The sequence below is a fragment of the Bacillaceae bacterium S4-13-56 genome, from assembly GCA_040191315.1.
GTDB lineage: Bacteria > Bacillota > Bacilli > Bacillales > JAWJLM01 > JAWJLM01.
In genome coordinates this window covers 13,069-29,089 of record JAWJLM010000047.1, presented here as the reverse complement: position 1 = coordinate 29,089, position 16,021 = coordinate 13,069, and the positions used below count along the sequence as shown (strand labels likewise).

The window sequence follows — 16,021 nt, the reverse complement described above, 5'->3', positions numbered from 1 at the left end:
GAATATTGGGGGCTTTTTTAAAAGGAAGTATAAAATTTACTAGCTCCAGCGAAAAAGCATCATCGAGTAATCTTTGAAGTTTTTGCCCGAGTTATCGAACAAAGGAAGGCTACATAGAGCTACTTCACAGAAACAAGTGCTTTTCTTGTTTCAAAGGACGCTTGCACTTTTCTTTTGAAATTAGGTGAAACTATGGAAAAATTTGTAGTAATAGATGTTGAGACAACTGGAAATCGCCTTGAAAAAGGGGATGAAATTATTGAAATTGGTATGGTTACCATTGAGAATGGAAGGATTACAGACCAATATCACACTTTAGTTTTACCAAGCCAACAAATCCCACCGTTTATAACAAACTTAACAGGGATAACACAAGATGAAGTAAAGGATGCACCTTCCTTTGAGGAAGTTATTCCCGAAATATTGAGTAGGTTAGAAAACTCTTATTTTGTGGCACACCATGTTCAGTTTGATCTTGGCTTTATTAATCATGGCTTAAAGAGGTATGGATATGGTTCTATCCAAAATAAATATTTTGATACTGTTGAATTTTCAAGAGTGTTATTTCCAACCGCACCTAGTTATAAATTGTCACAACTGGCATCTTTTCTAGATATACAACATGAAAACCCACATAGGGCCTTATCAGATGCATTGGTGACTGCAAAACTAACTATAAAGATACTAGATAAGCTATACGCCCTTCCTTATGAAACTCTTGACCGCTTACATTCTTTACATAAGTTTCTGAAAAGTAATTGGGAGGAGATTTTATCTCCTATTCTAGATCAAAAAAAGTATGAATGGAATCAAACGGAAGAATTTGATTATTATCGGGGGTTTGCTATTAAAAAACAAAAACCGATAGAAGGAGTTTCCCATAATCCTTTTATGAACTTTGATACTTTTCTTACAAAGTTGTTAGGAGAAAATGGGTGGATTCATGAGGTGATGGAAGGTTATGAAGAAAGACCAAGCCAAACAAAAATGGCAAAAACCATCTATGATGCATTCTCCAATAAAAAACATTCGTTAATCGAAGCTGAAACCGGAACAGGAAAGTCACTAGCCTATTTGCTACCGGCTATATTTTATTCTTTACAAACCGGAGAAAGAGTAATGGTTAGTACACACACAATTCAATTACAATCTCAGCTTTTAGAAAAAGAAATCCCACTTTTAAAGAGATTACTACCATTCCCTTTTGAAATTACGTTGTTAAAAGGGAAACAACACTATTTAAGCTTGTCAAGATTTGAGCAAGAATTGAATCAAGATATAGAGTCAAATTATGATATTGCATTAACCAAAGCTATGATTTTAATTTGGCTAACTGAAACGCTGACAGGGGATATTGACGAGCTGCAGCTTCCATCAAGTGGACTTATTTTTTGGAAGAAAATTTCCGCGGAAGCTGAAGGCGTCGTTGATCCGAAGTCTTCCTGGTTTTCACGAAGTTTTTATCAGCGGGCTAGAAGAGCTGCCCAAAGGTCTCAAATCGTGATTACGAATCATGCATTACTGTGTACAGATATCAGAAATGACTATACATTACTCCCTTCTTATGATCTAGCTATTATAGATGAAGCACATCATTTAGAAAATGTAGCTTCGAAACATTTTGGAATTACTTTAGATTACTTTTCTATTCAATATGCCTTAAATCGCATAATGGATAAAGACGGTAAGGGAATAGTTGAAAATTTTTCGAATCAAGTGAAAAATGGAATTGAAACGATACTGGAAGAAATTAGATTTGATGCTGATCAATTATTTTCTTATCTTTCATATTACAGTAAGGAATTGACTAAGCATCAGAGTAGTTTTAATGATGTAGGAAGAATTCAGGTTGAATATAAAGTAAACGAGAGTGAATATTGGTTAGCAATTAAGGAAATGGCGAATCGACTAATTTTCTTAATAAGAGAATTTGTTCACCAAATTTATCAGTATACTCAACAGTTGAAAGAAAAAGGAACTGATTCAAGGGACCTATTAGATCAGATCGACTATTCCTTAGAACAATTTCAACAAATGATTGATTCTTTAGAGGAGTTATTACTTGTGGATCGCTCAGGAGAAGTGAAATGGATGGAGGTCCAAGGATCGGGTGCCAAAAATGCAGTGTTTTTATATCAAGAACCCATTCATATCGGAGCAAAATTATATTCTTCTTTTTTTGAAAAGAAAAATAGTGTTATTCTTACAAGCGCAACTCTTACCATGAAAGGCTCTTTTCAATACACAAAGGATAGATTGGGACTTCCAAATACTGTACATGAGGAGATTCTGTCATCTCCATATCGTTATGAGCAACAAGTCAAGCTTCTTATACCTAATGACTTTCCAATTATTTCCAACGGTGATGAACATGAGTTTATTGATGCCACATGTGAAGCTATATTATCTTTAGCCAAGATCACAGATGGAAAAATGCTTGTTCTTTTTACCTCTTATGATATGTTAAGGAAATCCTATTACATTATAAAGGAAATGATGGATGATGACTCATATATGGTCATCGGACAAGGGATAACGAGTGGAAGTCGTTCTCGTTTAAAGAAAAATTTTCAGGCTTTTGACAAAGCAATATTAATGGGCACTAGTTCTTTTTGGGAGGGAGTTGACATTCCAGGAGAAGATCTAAGTTGTTTAGTGATTGTTCGCCTCCCGTTTATGCCACCAACACATCCGGTATATGCTGCAAAAGCTGAGGATATAAAAAAGCAGGGGAAAAATCCATTTATGAATTTAGCATTACCTCAAGCAGTAATACGGTTTAAGCAAGGTTTTGGACGGCTCATTAGGTCAAGTACTGATAGGGGAATAGTATTTGTATGTGACCAAAGAATCGTACAAAAGCAATATGGAAAATATTTTTTAGAATCCTTACCCAAAGTTCCCGTTACAGTAGATGAAACTCGGAAAGTTATTGAAAAAGCATCCAAATGGTTTTGATAGGATCCTCCTTTTCTGCAAAACCTAAATGCATATGTATCATTACTTTCTGGGGAGCTGAGTAATTTGAAAAAGCGTTTTTTTATTACAATAATTACAATAATGTTGGAGCTTTGTATATTTTCTTCTTATGTACTTGCAGAACCATTCATTGAAAATAAAATAGAAATCACTTTTTTTGCTTTGGACGATGGTGAAGCAACATTAATAAAGACAAACGAAGGGAAAACTATTTTACTTAATACAGGATCTGATTCCTCCTGGAAGAAGCTTAAAACATCTATTCAAAATAAAGGTGTTGAAAAGATAGATACATTAATCCTCTCCAAACAAACAAAGCAAACATGCGGCAATATTTCTCGCGCATTAAAAGAATGGGACATAATGAATATCAATATTTTTGGAAGTGTCGGCGCTCAATGTGAGGAGCTTTCCAATTTTGAGGATAAGATTCAAATAGTTAATGCACAAGATCTTATAGAATATGCCCCCGGATTTTTTATACGGTTTTTACCGTCAGATGTGGGAACTAGTATGAATTTGTATATTGTTTTTGGTAATACGAGCCTTCTTTATTTAACTTATAATGATGCTTCCTTCGAAAAAGAATTTATAAAAAATTATCCGGTAAAAGCTGAAATCATCAAGATACCAGGATATGGAGAAATTGATATACCAAGTAGTGATATGTTGAATTTTATCGATCCTCATATGGCCATTCTTTATAATAAAGCGGATAGAGTTAAACATGATGCTCTTATCGAAAAACTACATGAACTATGGATTGATTTGTACGATTTAGAACAGATTGGTGACTTGACTGTCGAATTAACTTTTGATGACTACACAATTTCGGGAAAATAAAGGGGAACTTCAGTCAGTGGCGTCCCCCACTGATTGTTAGCACCAAAGGGCTTGACCTAAAGGCCCTTGAACCAATCGGATATTTACGGGCAACCAACCATGAAGCAAGCTTCACCAATAAAGATGGAAATTTAATATTTTATTTTTATGGGAGTTTATCCCTCACCTATCTTTTCGTTTCACTTAAGACTTGGAAGTGTGGCTTTTAATGCGGGATAAATGTAAAGCCTGCGTCTGTGGACGCAGGCAAGGGTCAGGAAATGATGATTTTTGGGTTTAACACTCTCAATGGATCGCTTTATTGTTATAATAAAATGGATAGTAGTTGTTACTTGATTATAGTTTGTGAAGATTGCTTATTTATATTGGTAACAAATTTTGATAAATTTGAAGGGATTAAACAGGAGGTTATCAATGGATTCAAAAATACAGGTATTGTCAACAGTCAAAATTCAGTATACAAATGATTTATATAAAATTGTCGACGTCTTAAATCGCACGTTGAAGGATCGCGATTTAATGTTCGGTCTAGCATTGGATGATGAAGATGAGAAAACAGCAGTTTTCACGATCTATCAGACGTAAAAGGCTGAAGGGGATTGTCATTAGTGTTTTACTTTTTCTTTTTTTGGGAATGGGTTTTTTTAGTTATTTTTATTTTTATGTTCAAGATCAAAAAGAGGACGATTATGCATTTGCAAAACAACAAGCGCTTGAAGGCACACCGATAAAAGAAATAGAGAGTACAGAACGGTTTCATGGAAAGTTTTATTATGTTACTGTTTACGGTGTAGATGAGGATAACAATGCTTTATTTGCTTTTGTGCCTATGGAGGACAATGATGAAGATATACACTATGTTTATAAAAATGAGGGTGTATCTCAAGAAGAGGTTCTTGACTATTGGAACAGAGAATGCAGAGATTGTTCTTTAAACGATATTAAGTTGGGATTTACAAGTCAAATACCTGTTTGGGAACTTACATATGAAGATGAGCATGAAAGGTATGTCTTTGATTATTTTCGATTCGATAACGGTGAGAGGTATGAACAGTATCGTTTAAAACCCAACCAGGCATTTAGATAAAAAAGGAGGCCAAAGAAGTGGAATTAGCTAAGAGAGTTCAAACGTTAACACCATCCAGTACGTTAGCGATAACTGCAATGGCAAAAGCGCTAAAAAAAGAGGGTCACGACGTCATTAGCTTAGGAGCAGGCGAGCCTGATTTTAACACACCAGAGTATATTTTACAGGCTGCAAAAAAGGCAATGGATGAAGGCCAAACAAAATATACACCATCAGGTGGAATAGTTGAACTGAAAGATGCTATTATTCATAAATTTAAACAAGATCAAGGATTAAATTATACTCAAAAGGAAATTATTGTAACAAGCGGAGCTAAACACGGGTTGTATACCTTGTTTCAAGTGATACTGAACCCCGGTGATGAAGTAATTGTTCCAGCACCATATTGGGTTAGCTATCCAGAGCAAGTTAAATTGGCGAGTGGTGTTCCTGTCATCATTCAAGCACTTGAGGAAAACCAATTTAAGTTAACGAAAGAACAAGTGGAAGAGGCCATAACCGATAAGACAAAGGCTCTTATTCTTAATTCTCCAAGTAATCCAACAGGAATGATTTACAGTTCTGATGAATTGAGAGAAATTGGACAAGTTTGTTTAAAACATAACGTCTTATTAGTTTCAGATGAAATTTATGAAAAATTAGTTTATGACGGAGCAAGTCATGTGTCTGTGGCACAGCTTAGTGAAGAACTTAAAAAACAAACGATTGTCATTAACGGACATTCTAAATCTCATTCTATGACTGGATGGAGAATTGGATACGCAGCGGGAAATGAAACGATTATTAAGGCGATGACTGATTTAGCATCCCACTCTACCTCTAATCCTACCTCAATTGCTCAATATGCGGCTTTAGCCGCATACCAAGGTGGAGAAGAAGAAGTAGAAGTTATGAGGAGTGCTTTTGAAGATCGCTTAAAGAAGCTACATTCATGGATCAATGAAATTCCAGGAATCCATTGTGCCCTTCCACAAGGAGCATTTTATCTATTTCCAAATGTGAAAGAGGCTGCAACAAACAATGGATTTGATTCTGTGGATGATTGGGTTAGTGCTCTTCTAGAAGAGGAAAAGGTTGCCTTAGTTCCTGGCTCTGGTTTTGGAGCAGAGGATAATGTGCGTCTTTCCTATGCATCATCACTTGACCAATTAGAGGAAGCCGCTAAAAGAATAAAACGTTTTGTTGAGAAACATGCAAAGTAAAGCGTATTGATGGAGGGAAACTAGTGAAAGTAACAATTGCAGAAGTTCATAAACATGTAGGAGAGGAAGTAACCATTGGTGCATGGTTAGCCAACAAAAGATCTAGTGGAAAAATTGCTTTTCTTCAGCTCCGTGATGGAACTGGATTTATTCAAGGGGTGGTCGTAAAAGCAGAAGTAGAGGAAGAGGTATTTCAACTTGCCAAATCCTTAACACAAGAGACATCTCTGTATGTTACAGGTACTATACAAGAAGATGAGCGCTCACCATTAGGTTTTGAAATGCAAGTGAAAGGGTTAGAGGTAATACATGAAGCGGTTGATTATCCAATAACACCAAAGGAACACGGAACTGAATTTTTAATGGACCACCGTCATCTTTGGCTTCGTTCAAGAAAACAGCACTCTATTATGAAAATAAGAAATGAAATCATTCGTGCAACATATGAATTTTTTAACGAACAAGGCTATGTAAAAGTTGATCCGCCGATTTTAACTGGTGCATCAGCAGAAGGTACAACCGAGCTTTTCCACACCAAATATTTTGATGAGGACGCTTATTTAAGTCAAAGTGGTCAATTGTATATGGAAGCTGCAGCAATGGCACTTGGAAAGGTGTTTTCTTTTGGCCCAACTTTTCGTGCAGAGAAATCTAAAACAAGAAGACATTTAATTGAATTTTGGATGATTGAGCCTGAAATGGCCTTTATGGACCATGAGGATAGCCTGAAGGTACAGGAGAACTATGTCAGTCATATTGTTCAGTCTGTTCTTAAAAACTGTTCGATTGAATTAAAAACCTTAGATAGGGATGTAACTAAGTTAGAAAATGTACTAGCTCCTTTTCCCCGAATTACTTATGATGAAGCTATTGAACTTCTTAAAGAAAAGGGTTTTGAAGATATTGAATGGGGGGAAGATTTTGGTGCTCCTCATGAAACGGCCATAGCAGAAAGCTTTGATAAGCCTGTATTTATAACACATTACCCTGCAAAAATTAAAGCCTTTTATATGAAGCCTGATCCTAATCGTGAGGACGTCGTGTTATGTGCTGACTTAATTGCTCCAGAAGGATATGGAGAAATTATTGGTGGCTCTCAACGAATTGACGACTTAGAGCTAATGCAAAATCGTTATGAAGAACATGATCTTACAGGTCCCGCCTATAAGTGGTATCTGGAGTTAAGACAATATGGCAGTGTACCACACTCAGGGTTTGGTTTAGGATTAGAACGAACTGTAGCATGGATTTCAGGAGTAGAGCATGTTCGAGAAACTATACCTTTCCCAAGATTGCTTAATCGACTATATCCTTAAGTAAAGCTCCCTTAAAGAGGGAGTTTTTCTCTTTCTACAGAAATTTTTCGTGATATAATATAGTAATGCTACTCAAAAAATGAGGTGAGGAATATGAAAAATATGAACGAATTAGAAAAAATGGTACAAGACCAAATGACACTTCCTAAAAAATTACTTTTATCATATACCTCCCTTGGATTAAACGAAACAGAGCTAATTCTTTTTTTACAGCTTCATCGTTTTCAAACAGAAGGAAATATGTTTCCGACGCCTAGTGAATTAGCAGGTTGTTTAAATATTGGAGATCAAGAAGCTTCACAGCTTTTACGCAATTTAATCCAAAAGGGATATTTGAAAATTATTCAAGACCGAAATGAAAAACAAATAGAAGAGAAGTATTCCCTACTACCCCTATGGGAAAAATTGTATGGTCAAAAAGAAGAAGATAAAATTCAACCAAAACAAGACGAAGGAGAGCACAACCTTTTTATATTGTTTGAACAGGAGTTTGGCCGCACACTTTCCCCTTTTGAGATTGAGATGATCAATGTGTGGCTTGATCAGGAAGAGTATGAACCAGTCTTAATCAAAGCCGCACTAAGAGAAGCGGTGTTGTTAGGTAAGATGAATTTAAAATATATTGATCGAATCCTTTTTGAGTGGAAAAGAAAAGGAATTCGAACGGTTAAGGATGCAAGACAACAAAGCCATGCTTTTCATCAAAAGAGTAATCAAAAAACTATTACGTCTGATGAACCAGTTAAACGCGATGTATCCTTTTACTACAATTGGTTGGAAAAAGATGGGGAGTAGAAAAAATGTTAACAAAACAACAAACATTAGAAGTATTAGACAAAATTGCCCATATGTTTCCAAATGCAGAGTGTGAGCTCCGTCATGAGAATGCTTTTGAATTACTAATAGCTGTAGTATTGTCAGCACAATGTACTGACGCACTTGTGAATAAAGTGACCAAGGACCTTTTCCAAAAATATAAGGTACCAGAGGATTATATTGCAGTTGATCTAGAAGAACTTCAACAGGACATAAAATCCATTGGACTCTATCGGAATAAAGCTAAAAATATTCGTAAGCTTTCTGAAATTCTAATTGAGCAATACAATGGGAAGGTTCCCCAGACTCATAGTCAATTAGTAGAATTGCCAGGGGTTGGAAGAAAAACAGCAAATGTGGTTATGTCTGTTGCTTTCGGAGAACCGGCAATTGCAGTAGACACTCATGTCGAAAGGGTATCCAAACGATTAGGGATTGCCAGGTGGAAGGATAGTCCTTTAGAAGTTGAAAAAGCATTGATGAAAAAAGTTCCAAGAGAAGAGTGGAGCGACACTCATCATCGATTAATTTTCTTTGGACGTTATCATTGTAAAGCTCAAAGACCCCAATGTGAGATTTGTCCTGTTCTAGATTATTGTAGGGAGGGACAAAAAAGAATGAAAAAAGTAGTGGGGAAGATAGAAAAATGACCAATTCAAGCGATATGGCTATAGATAAATGGAATGAAGAAAGGGAATCTATTCGGGAAAAGTTTCAATTAAGAGAGAATGTTGAAGCGGGGAATCTGATGCAAATTCACATTGACAGTTTTAAGAGAGCTTTGTTATGGCTGGAAGAGACCAATAGTTCCTATTTGAAGCTCCCTCCAAATATCGAAGGAAGACTCTCCTTTATAGAGGCTAGACCGAACCATTATCATTCATATATCCAATTGGATGCCTTATTTTCAGAAGTAGAGAAATTATTATCCATTCAAAAACTCAAGCAAAAAAGCGAAGGTAGATAGAACCGAGCCTTCGCTTTTTTTACACTACTTTCACTTATCGGAAAAAGTCTCCCAATCTTCCTCTCCTATCCCCATCATTATCAGAGGATCCTCCTTCGCCATTTCCTGTCTCACCATTCTCGGCACCACCATTTCCAGTACCGTCATTGTTGGTGCCACCGTCATCAGTACCACCATTTCCAGTATCGTCATTGTTAGTACCACCGTCACCAGTACCATCATTTCCAGTACCATCATTGGTGGTGCCACCATCGTTATTATTCCCACTATTGCCATCATCGTTATCTCCATCACCTAAAAGATCATCGATAATGTCTTTCTCTGGGATAGTAATTTCGGTAGAAACAGGTTGGGATGTCATAATATTATCATCCTTATTCATGACAGTTACTTCTAAAATATAGGTTTCACCTGGTTTCACATCTTTGACTTCAGCTCCAAGTTGTTCAACTTTTCCTATGTCTTTCATTTCTTGATCTTTTCTTCCTCCGCGGATTAAAAACTCAATAGGGAAGGTAACCTCTGATTCATATTCCCATTCGAGAAGAATAGATTTCTTTTCTTCATCATAGGTAGCAGTTAATCCTTGAATTGGATCTAATTGATCAAACTTTTGTGATTTTTCCTTTGGTTCTTGGCCACTTACAAACAACTCGTAAATAATCTCGTTCTGTGGGGTGAAATCACTCGGTAGTAATGGGGGCCAAGTTCCTCTTTCTATGGCAACTTCCTTCACACTATTTGGTTTTACAAAATCCTTTGTTTCCATACCTTCTGATACCTTGGCTATAATGTCTTTAAAAAGAATTCTCGATATATTTCTCCCGTTTTCTATCGTTTGAGAAGAGCTTGGATAACCAGTCCAAACGGCCAATGTATAATTTGTTGTGTATCCTGCCATCCATGAGTCTGCACCATCATTGGTAGTACCTGTTTTTCCAGCTAACGGTAGACCGGGAATATTATATGCTGTTCCGGTCGCTCGTGGCATTGTCATAACACTTTTAAGCATATCAGTAATCATATAGGCGGTGTAATCTGACATAGCAGTATATGCTTCTGATTCTAGCTCTATTGTTTTCCCATTTATAAGTTTTACTTCAGTTACCGCATAGGGCTCTTGATAAATTCCATTGTTTCCAAAGGCACTATAAGCTCCAGCCAATTCAAGAGGGGTAACTAAAGTTCCTCCTCCAATAGAATCCGATTCATAGATCTGTCCACTGTCAAATCCAATACCAAGGCCTTCCGCAAAAGCACGGGCATTGTCAGAACCAACTTCTTGAAAAGTTTTTACGGCTGGTATATTTCGAGAACGTGCAATGGCTGTTCGAATAGACATTTGTCCTTCGTAATTATCATCCCAGTTTCTAATAAGTTTGCCTTCGGCGTCAGACCAATGATAAGGCTCATCTTCTAACTGATGATAGGTTGACCATTTTAAATGTTCAATAGCAGGTCCATAATCAATGATAGGTTTAAAAGTAGAACCAGGTTGACGCCCCTCTCCATTAATTGCATAGTTCCAAGAAGTATTGACATCCCCTTTATTTCTACCACCGCCTATCGCTCTTATAGCACCAGATTTAGTATCTAGCAAAACGATTCCTGCCTGGAATTCGTTATCCGGATATTCTATTGGGCTTTCATTGCTTAAGAGCTTCTCAACATAAGACTGAGCTTCTTGGTCTAAAGTAGTATAGATTTCAAGACCATCATTATAAACATCAATGTCTTCAATTTTTTCGTCTACCTCATTCAATACTTGTTCAATAAAAGCATCATAAGGGATATCTTGATCATACTCTCCTACAATGAGTGAAGAGACAGGGACGCTCTTAGCTTCATCAGCTTCTTCTTGTGAAATTTTATTATGGTGCACCATGAGATTTAATACTGTATTTCTTCTTTTCTCGGCTAATTCTGGATTTTGAAAAGGATTATAACGGTTTGGACTTTGTGGAAGTCCTGCTAATAAAGCAGCTTCAGATAAGGTCAATTCATCCAATGATTTATTAAAATATACTTCGGCAGCCTTGGATACTCCATAAATACTTCCACCATAGTTAATCTTATTTAAATACATGGTAAGAATTTGTTCTTTGCTATAGTCTTGCTCTAACTTAATAGCTAGCCACTGTTCTTGTACTTTGCGTTTTATTTTCTTATCAAAAGTTAGATATTCTGTTTTTACCACCTGCTGGGTAATAGTACTTGCTCCTTGTGCTCCAAATCCTTGAGTAATATTCGCCCATACAGCTGCACCTATTCTTCGTAAGTCAATTCCAAAATGCTCAAAAAATCGTGCATCCTCTGTTGCGATTACAGCATCTTCAAGAACCTTGGGAATGTCATCATAATCGATTTTCGTTCTTTTTTGTACCCCAAGATCTGCAATTAATTCCCCGTCTTTATCATAGACCTTTGTAGATAGGGGATCTGAAAGCTTTGAAACATCTAATTCTGGGGCTGTGGCAATATAATAAGAAAACACACTAGCCACACCAATAAACAAAGTTAATCCTATAATTAGCAGGATAATGGCTAGACGCTTCCAATTGAATTTACCTTTCTTTAAGCTCTTTTTTTGTTGTCTTCTAGCTGTACGAGATTGGCCTTCATTTGCCATGTCTCATCTTCCTCCATTCTATATTAGAGTTGATCTAAAACTGATAGATAATCAACCCTTGCTTGAAAATGAAAAGGGATCAATATTCCATTATTTTTTACTTCTTGATAGGTAATAGACTTTCTTCCATTCTTGTATTGACGATCCCAGTACTCAAATAGTTTCAATGCATCTAAATAAAAAGTTTCTTTATGGAAGGCAAAACGAATAATGACAAAGCAAATTCCTCCTTGATTAACAACCGCTTTCATATGCTCTATTTGATGAGCATGAAAATTGGATAGTGGAAAGGAGGTCTTGTTTTTTGTTTCCTTTGCTTCAAAATCTATATATTTGCCTTTATAAACCCCATTAAAATCTGTTGTGGAAGCTTGTTTGAAGTATGCTTCTTTAATAACAGCAGCACTTCTACTTGGGTAGTCAACTTGTACAATTTGTACGGGCGTTGGCTTTTTATGAATAATGGCTTTTTGATTTTCTCGATAATAAATATTCGTTGCATTAATATCTTCTTCGAGGGTCATACCTCGATTACTATAATTTGATTGCTTTTCTTGTCCTTTTATAATTGAAGTGTTTTTTTTTCCATTTGGATAATTCATGATTTCCCCTCCTTGTCTACTTTACCATATCTTACTTTTTCGTTCACGAGATTTAATGCCTAGATTAAAGGTATGAATAGACTTGTCTAAAGTCAAAATAAAAGTAAAACAGGGGAGATAATATGACAATTCGTGATTTAGAACTAATAGAGAACATGAAGGGACATACAGCGGAATATAATTTGAATAATATTACAAGAAGTATGTCGTATCAAGATTTTTTCTTTAAGCATCCAGAGATGAGATGGAGCTTCTTAGCAAGTATGGTATCTAGAAATGCGGGATGGAACATGACGGATCTCCGCATTGATCCACTTCGTTCCCTACTTTCAAAAAAACATTCTAACCGTTTGTTTATGACTTATGAAAGGGCAAATTGGCTTATTTTTAAAGATGCTTATCCTCAATTGTTAATCTACGAGAAAAGTAAAGAAAAGGGAGAGCCACTGTTTCATTTACTACCTTACTTATCTATTTCAACGTTTATGATGAATGAATGGAATTATTTTTGGAAAAACGGAGATAAAAACCGTTTAGTATATGCCCTTATTGTCAACGAGCAGATGGTCATTCAAGGTCCAGTTATTGAACAGTCTTATTATTTTACCCAAATATTTCATACACTTCCTTATTTAATACAGGATTTCCTACAGTTATCGAGTGTTTTATTTCCAACTTTAACTGGGGAACTATATGGCCAAAATGTAACTCATTTTACCAATCCATATAAAAGAATCAAATTGGGGAAAAGGTTATACCATCTCTTATTTTATCCTTCTCTCAAAAATGAATTTATTCGTTTTGCTAAGGAACAACCTCACAAGGGGACTAGAAGAGATTACTTTAAGTTTCAGGATATTAATCATAGATTGCCTTACTCTGATTATCTGCAAAATATTTATCCAGATATAACCCATGATGACACCGTGCAAATTGATTGGAACAAGTGGCTGGATCCACCTTCTCGCTGGTCGGCTCCAGAAAAAGTTTCGCTTTCAGATGACATCAGTCAGAGTATGGTGAAGAAGCGAATTCTTTTAAATAAATTAGCAAAAACAAAAATAATGAGCGCGATAAATTAGAGATTTTGTAATGTTTTTTCTAGTTTTGTCATGGAGGAGGGATAGGAAGTAGGGGAGGAGAATTAGGAAGATAAAGATATTGTAAACCGAGGAGGTTCATAATGAAAAAAGAAATGGAAGTAGAATTTGTTTCAAAGGAAGCTCTCCTGAGGGAATTTGAATACTTAACTATGAAGTTAGATCAGTTAGATGATACTTTGAAGAAAAAAACAGATGAGACTTCTCTGCATTATTACATAAAACATCGAATTGAAATTCAAAAAATATCAGATCAATTTCGTTTAGCAGAAGAAAAATGGAGGCAAGGACAACGGAAATACAAAAAAGATTCTACCCACCCTGTATTAGCATCCAAACAATTATCCTATCGATCATCTTAATTTCTATTTTGTACTATTAGCAATTAGCCCGTATGAACAAGCACTAATCCCCCTCCTCAAGTCTTAAGTAAACGAAAAGCGTAGGTGGGGGATAAAATGCCATGAAAAAAATATGAAATATTTCATCCTTGTTGATGAAGCTTGCTTCATGGTTGGTTGCCCGTAAATGTTCGATTGGTTCAAGGGCTTTTAGGTCGCACCCTTGGGTGGTACCTATCAGAAGATTATAAAGAAAAAAATCTGTCTAGCTCCATTCTAGTCATCATCTTAGTTTTTGCCCCGAGTAATCGTGCAAAGGAAAGCTACTTAGAGTACTTCGCAGAAACAAGTGATTTTCTTGTTTCGAGGGGCAGCCTATCGACTAGAGTCGGTTCCCTCCTTTCCTTCGACAAGTCAACATCGATGAAGGAGGTTCGGTTAAAACCCCGACATCGTGGTGGGACTGCGATTACTCGTCCCACCAAAATGATTCGCAACACCGAACGGACTCGCATCCTGCGAGCCCTATTGAACCGTGTTTCCTTTGGGCCTACACGATGTAGGTCATAACGAGATGTGACGATTTTAGCCGACGATCCTTAATCTGAGGTGAGGTCCTCCGCCTTACGTCGATAGTCAAGGGCACTTGCGCTTTTCTTATTATAGTGGGAACATTAAATATGAGGTGGTTTTGTGGACAAGAAGAAGATACTTAACTTACAGAATGAATTTGAAATTGTTTTTAATGATCTAGAGAAAAATTTTTTATCTCAAAACAAGCCTGAAAATCGTCACGATCGAGCCTTTTTTAATTATGTAAAAAGAGAAACAGATCCTTTGTTTGAAAAACTAGACCAATGGTATAACCAATCTATGCAGGTAGTAGAAAATAAAAAAGAAGGTAAATTATATCCTACTCAGATTGAAAAAACGAAAGAAAATATAGAACTTCTTATTTTGCATAGTTACTATATTGATGTTCCTAAAAAAAGATATAAAGAATTAAAGAATTCTATAGAATATATCTTTCAGCAACTTAGACAAATCTTAAGTTAGCACTTAAAGCTAGCTATGAAAATCTCAGAAAAGACCCTATAATGAAATGGATAGGGGGACAACTATGGAATTTGTACGTCTTATATCAGATCATCAGGTAGTGCTTGGACAAATCATTGACATGAAAGGGGAAGTTATTGAATTAACAATACATAATCCTCAAAAAGTGCAAGTCAATGAAACGTGGAAGTGTATCTTCTATCATTACCAATTTGAAACTAAAATTCTCCAGAAAAAAGGATTTCGAATATTTATCTATGCCCCAGTTGAGTTAGATTTAAATAAGGGAGAACGAAGAACGTTACCTAGACTAGGATGTCATACAGAAGGTGTGGTTTATGCAAGGGATTCCTCTGGATGGTGGAAAGTTGGCACAGTTCAAATGATTGATTTTAATATTAAGGGCTTTGGTTTTGCTACACAGTGTGTATTGTCAGATGATGAAACATATCGTATGGATATACGAGTTCAAGAAAAGGAAATTACTTCTCAAATTCAAGTGAGAAATAAACGGACTTATCCTACTTTTATTCGTTATGGAACGGAGATCGTAGAAATTGACAAATACAATTTAGAAAAACTTAGAGAAAGTGTTTTGCATATTCAACTTGAACTATTTAATGATTTAGAACAGCGGTGAGGAAACAAAGCATCTCCCATTTATGGAGATGCTTTTCTTTTACATTGTTTTTTCTATTTTGACAGCACAAGCTTTATATTCTGCTGTTCCTGAGATTGGATCAAATTCGTTTAAAGTTAACATATTTGTCGGAACGTCCGAAAAGTGAAAGCTCATAAAAATTAAGCCTGGCGATACTTGGTCCGTTACTTTTACACTCACGTTAAGTTTTCCTCTTCTGGAACTTACTTCAACGACATCCCCGTTCTCTAAACCAAGTTTTTCTGCATCTGTTGGATGAATATCCGCAGTTTCCTCTGTTTGTTTGATCTTCATTTTTTCTGGATAATATTTTGTTTGGGTATGCGTGTTATAAAGCTCATATCTTCTTCCTGTAGTTAACACAAACGGATATTCCTCGTCAGGTTCCTCCATAGGTGGAGTGTAGGTTACTGGCACAAAGG

16 protein-coding genes are annotated in these 16,021 nt (G+C 36.1%); 13 read left to right on the top strand and 3 right to left on the bottom strand.

Annotation, left to right across the window (positions count from 1 at the left end; all coding sequences use genetic code 11):
- Nucleotides 1-192 precede the first annotated feature (192 nt).
- The 9 genes from dinG to RZN25_12800 all read left to right on the top strand — a co-directional run bounded on the left by dinG (nt 193) and on the right by RZN25_12800 (nt 9,210).
- Nucleotides 193-2,958 (top strand): ATP-dependent DNA helicase DinG, encoded by a 2,766-nt coding sequence (gene dinG / locus RZN25_12840; GenBank protein MEQ6377701.1) that lies wholly within the window; start codon nt 193-195, stop codon nt 2,956-2,958.
- A gap of 66 nt (nt 2,959-3,024) precedes the next feature.
- Nucleotides 3,025-3,822, top strand: coding sequence for a hypothetical protein (locus RZN25_12835; GenBank protein ID MEQ6377700.1), 798 nt, complete (start codon nt 3,025-3,027; stop codon nt 3,820-3,822).
- Between the two features lie 414 nt (nt 3,823-4,236).
- Nucleotides 4,237-4,407 (top strand): YpmA family protein, encoded by a 171-nt coding sequence (locus RZN25_12830; protein MEQ6377699.1) that lies wholly within the window; start codon nt 4,237-4,239, stop codon nt 4,405-4,407.
- Nucleotides 4,370-4,909 (top strand): DUF5590 domain-containing protein, encoded by a 540-nt coding sequence (locus RZN25_12825; GenBank protein MEQ6377698.1) that lies wholly within the window; start codon nt 4,370-4,372, stop codon nt 4,907-4,909. The genes RZN25_12830 and RZN25_12825 overlap by 38 nt, the downstream gene beginning before the upstream one ends.
- Before the next feature lie 17 nt (nt 4,910-4,926).
- Nucleotides 4,927-6,111, top strand: a complete 1,185-nt coding sequence (locus RZN25_12820) for a pyridoxal phosphate-dependent aminotransferase (protein ID MEQ6377697.1) — start codon at nt 4,927-4,929, stop codon at nt 6,109-6,111.
- Between the two features lie 23 nt (nt 6,112-6,134).
- Nucleotides 6,135-7,427 (top strand): asparagine--tRNA ligase, encoded by a 1,293-nt coding sequence (gene asnS, locus RZN25_12815; GenBank protein MEQ6377696.1) that lies wholly within the window; start codon nt 6,135-6,137, stop codon nt 7,425-7,427.
- Between the two features lie 93 nt (nt 7,428-7,520).
- Complete coding sequence (locus tag RZN25_12810) at nt 7,521-8,222, top strand: DnaD domain-containing protein (GenBank protein ID MEQ6377695.1); 702 nt, start codon at nt 7,521-7,523, stop codon at nt 8,220-8,222.
- A 5-nt stretch (nt 8,223-8,227) separates the two neighbouring features.
- Nucleotides 8,228-8,893, top strand: coding sequence for an endonuclease III (gene nth / locus RZN25_12805; GenBank protein ID MEQ6377694.1), 666 nt, complete (start codon nt 8,228-8,230; stop codon nt 8,891-8,893).
- Entirely contained in the window at nt 8,890-9,210 is a 321-nt protein-coding gene (locus RZN25_12800) for a hypothetical protein (GenBank protein MEQ6377693.1), read from the top strand. The genes nth and RZN25_12800 overlap by 4 nt, the downstream gene beginning before the upstream one ends.
- Before the next feature lie 34 nt (nt 9,211-9,244).
- On the opposite strand, the gene RZN25_12795 is transcribed toward RZN25_12800, so the two are convergent.
- Together RZN25_12795 and recU are read right to left on the bottom strand one after the other, a co-directional pair.
- Nucleotides 9,245-11,839 (bottom strand): PBP1A family penicillin-binding protein, encoded by a 2,595-nt coding sequence (locus RZN25_12795; GenBank protein ID MEQ6377692.1) that lies wholly within the window; start codon nt 11,837-11,839, stop codon nt 9,245-9,247.
- A gap of 23 nt (nt 11,840-11,862) precedes the next feature.
- Complete coding sequence (gene recU / locus RZN25_12790) at nt 11,863-12,441, bottom strand: Holliday junction resolvase RecU (GenBank protein MEQ6377691.1); 579 nt, start codon at nt 12,439-12,441, stop codon at nt 11,863-11,865.
- A gap of 122 nt (nt 12,442-12,563) precedes the next feature.
- Here recU and RZN25_12785 point away from each other — a divergent pair, with 122 nt between their 5' ends.
- The 4 genes from RZN25_12785 to RZN25_12770 all read left to right on the top strand — a co-directional run bounded on the left by RZN25_12785 (nt 12,564) and on the right by RZN25_12770 (nt 15,578).
- Complete coding sequence (locus RZN25_12785) at nt 12,564-13,523, top strand: DUF2515 family protein (protein ID MEQ6377690.1); 960 nt, start codon at nt 12,564-12,566, stop codon at nt 13,521-13,523.
- A gap of 101 nt (nt 13,524-13,624) precedes the next feature.
- The gene (locus RZN25_12780) at nt 13,625-13,903 is read left to right on the top strand and encodes a hypothetical protein (protein MEQ6377689.1); all 279 of its coding nucleotides are present in this window, start codon (nt 13,625-13,627) and stop codon (nt 13,901-13,903) included.
- A 672-nt stretch (nt 13,904-14,575) separates the two neighbouring features.
- A complete protein-coding gene (locus tag RZN25_12775) occupies nt 14,576-14,938 on the top strand; it encodes a DUF1798 family protein (protein ID MEQ6377688.1) in 363 nt (120 codons plus the stop codon).
- A 64-nt stretch (nt 14,939-15,002) separates the two neighbouring features.
- Entirely contained in the window at nt 15,003-15,578 is a 576-nt protein-coding gene (locus tag RZN25_12770) for a hypothetical protein (GenBank protein ID MEQ6377687.1), read from the top strand.
- A gap of 39 nt (nt 15,579-15,617) precedes the next feature.
- Here the strand turns inward: RZN25_12770 and RZN25_12765 are convergent, their stop codons facing one another.
- Nucleotides 15,618-15,992, bottom strand: coding sequence for a molybdopterin dinucleotide binding domain-containing protein (locus tag RZN25_12765; protein ID MEQ6377686.1), 375 nt, complete (start codon nt 15,990-15,992; stop codon nt 15,618-15,620).
- Nucleotides 15,993-16,021 lie beyond the last annotated feature (29 nt).

Coding starts and splice junctions, on each gene's coding strand:
- RZN25_12765 (MEQ6377686.1), bottom strand. CDS start 15,992: ATGGAGGAACCTGACGAGGAATATCCGTTTGTGTTAACTACAGGAAGA.
- RZN25_12780 (MEQ6377689.1), top strand. CDS start 13,625: ATGAAAAAAGAAATGGAAGTAGAATTTGTTTCAAAGGAAGCTCTCCTG.
- RZN25_12810 (MEQ6377695.1), top strand. CDS start 7,521: ATGAAAAATATGAACGAATTAGAAAAAATGGTACAAGACCAAATGACA.
- RZN25_12770 (MEQ6377687.1), top strand. CDS start 15,003: ATGGAATTTGTACGTCTTATATCAGATCATCAGGTAGTGCTTGGACAA.
- RZN25_12800 (MEQ6377693.1), top strand. CDS start 8,890: ATGACCAATTCAAGCGATATGGCTATAGATAAATGGAATGAAGAAAGG.
- RZN25_12785 (MEQ6377690.1), top strand. CDS start 12,564: ATGACAATTCGTGATTTAGAACTAATAGAGAACATGAAGGGACATACA.
- nth (MEQ6377694.1), top strand. CDS start 8,228: ATGTTAACAAAACAACAAACATTAGAAGTATTAGACAAAATTGCCCAT.
- RZN25_12795 (MEQ6377692.1), bottom strand. CDS start 11,839: ATGGCAAATGAAGGCCAATCTCGTACAGCTAGAAGACAACAAAAAAAG.
- RZN25_12825 (MEQ6377698.1), top strand. CDS start 4,370: ATGAGAAAACAGCAGTTTTCACGATCTATCAGACGTAAAAGGCTGAAG.
- recU (MEQ6377691.1), bottom strand. CDS start 12,441: ATGAATTATCCAAATGGAAAAAAAAACACTTCAATTATAAAAGGACAA.
- dinG (MEQ6377701.1), top strand. CDS start 193: ATGGAAAAATTTGTAGTAATAGATGTTGAGACAACTGGAAATCGCCTT.
- RZN25_12830 (MEQ6377699.1), top strand. CDS start 4,237: ATGGATTCAAAAATACAGGTATTGTCAACAGTCAAAATTCAGTATACA.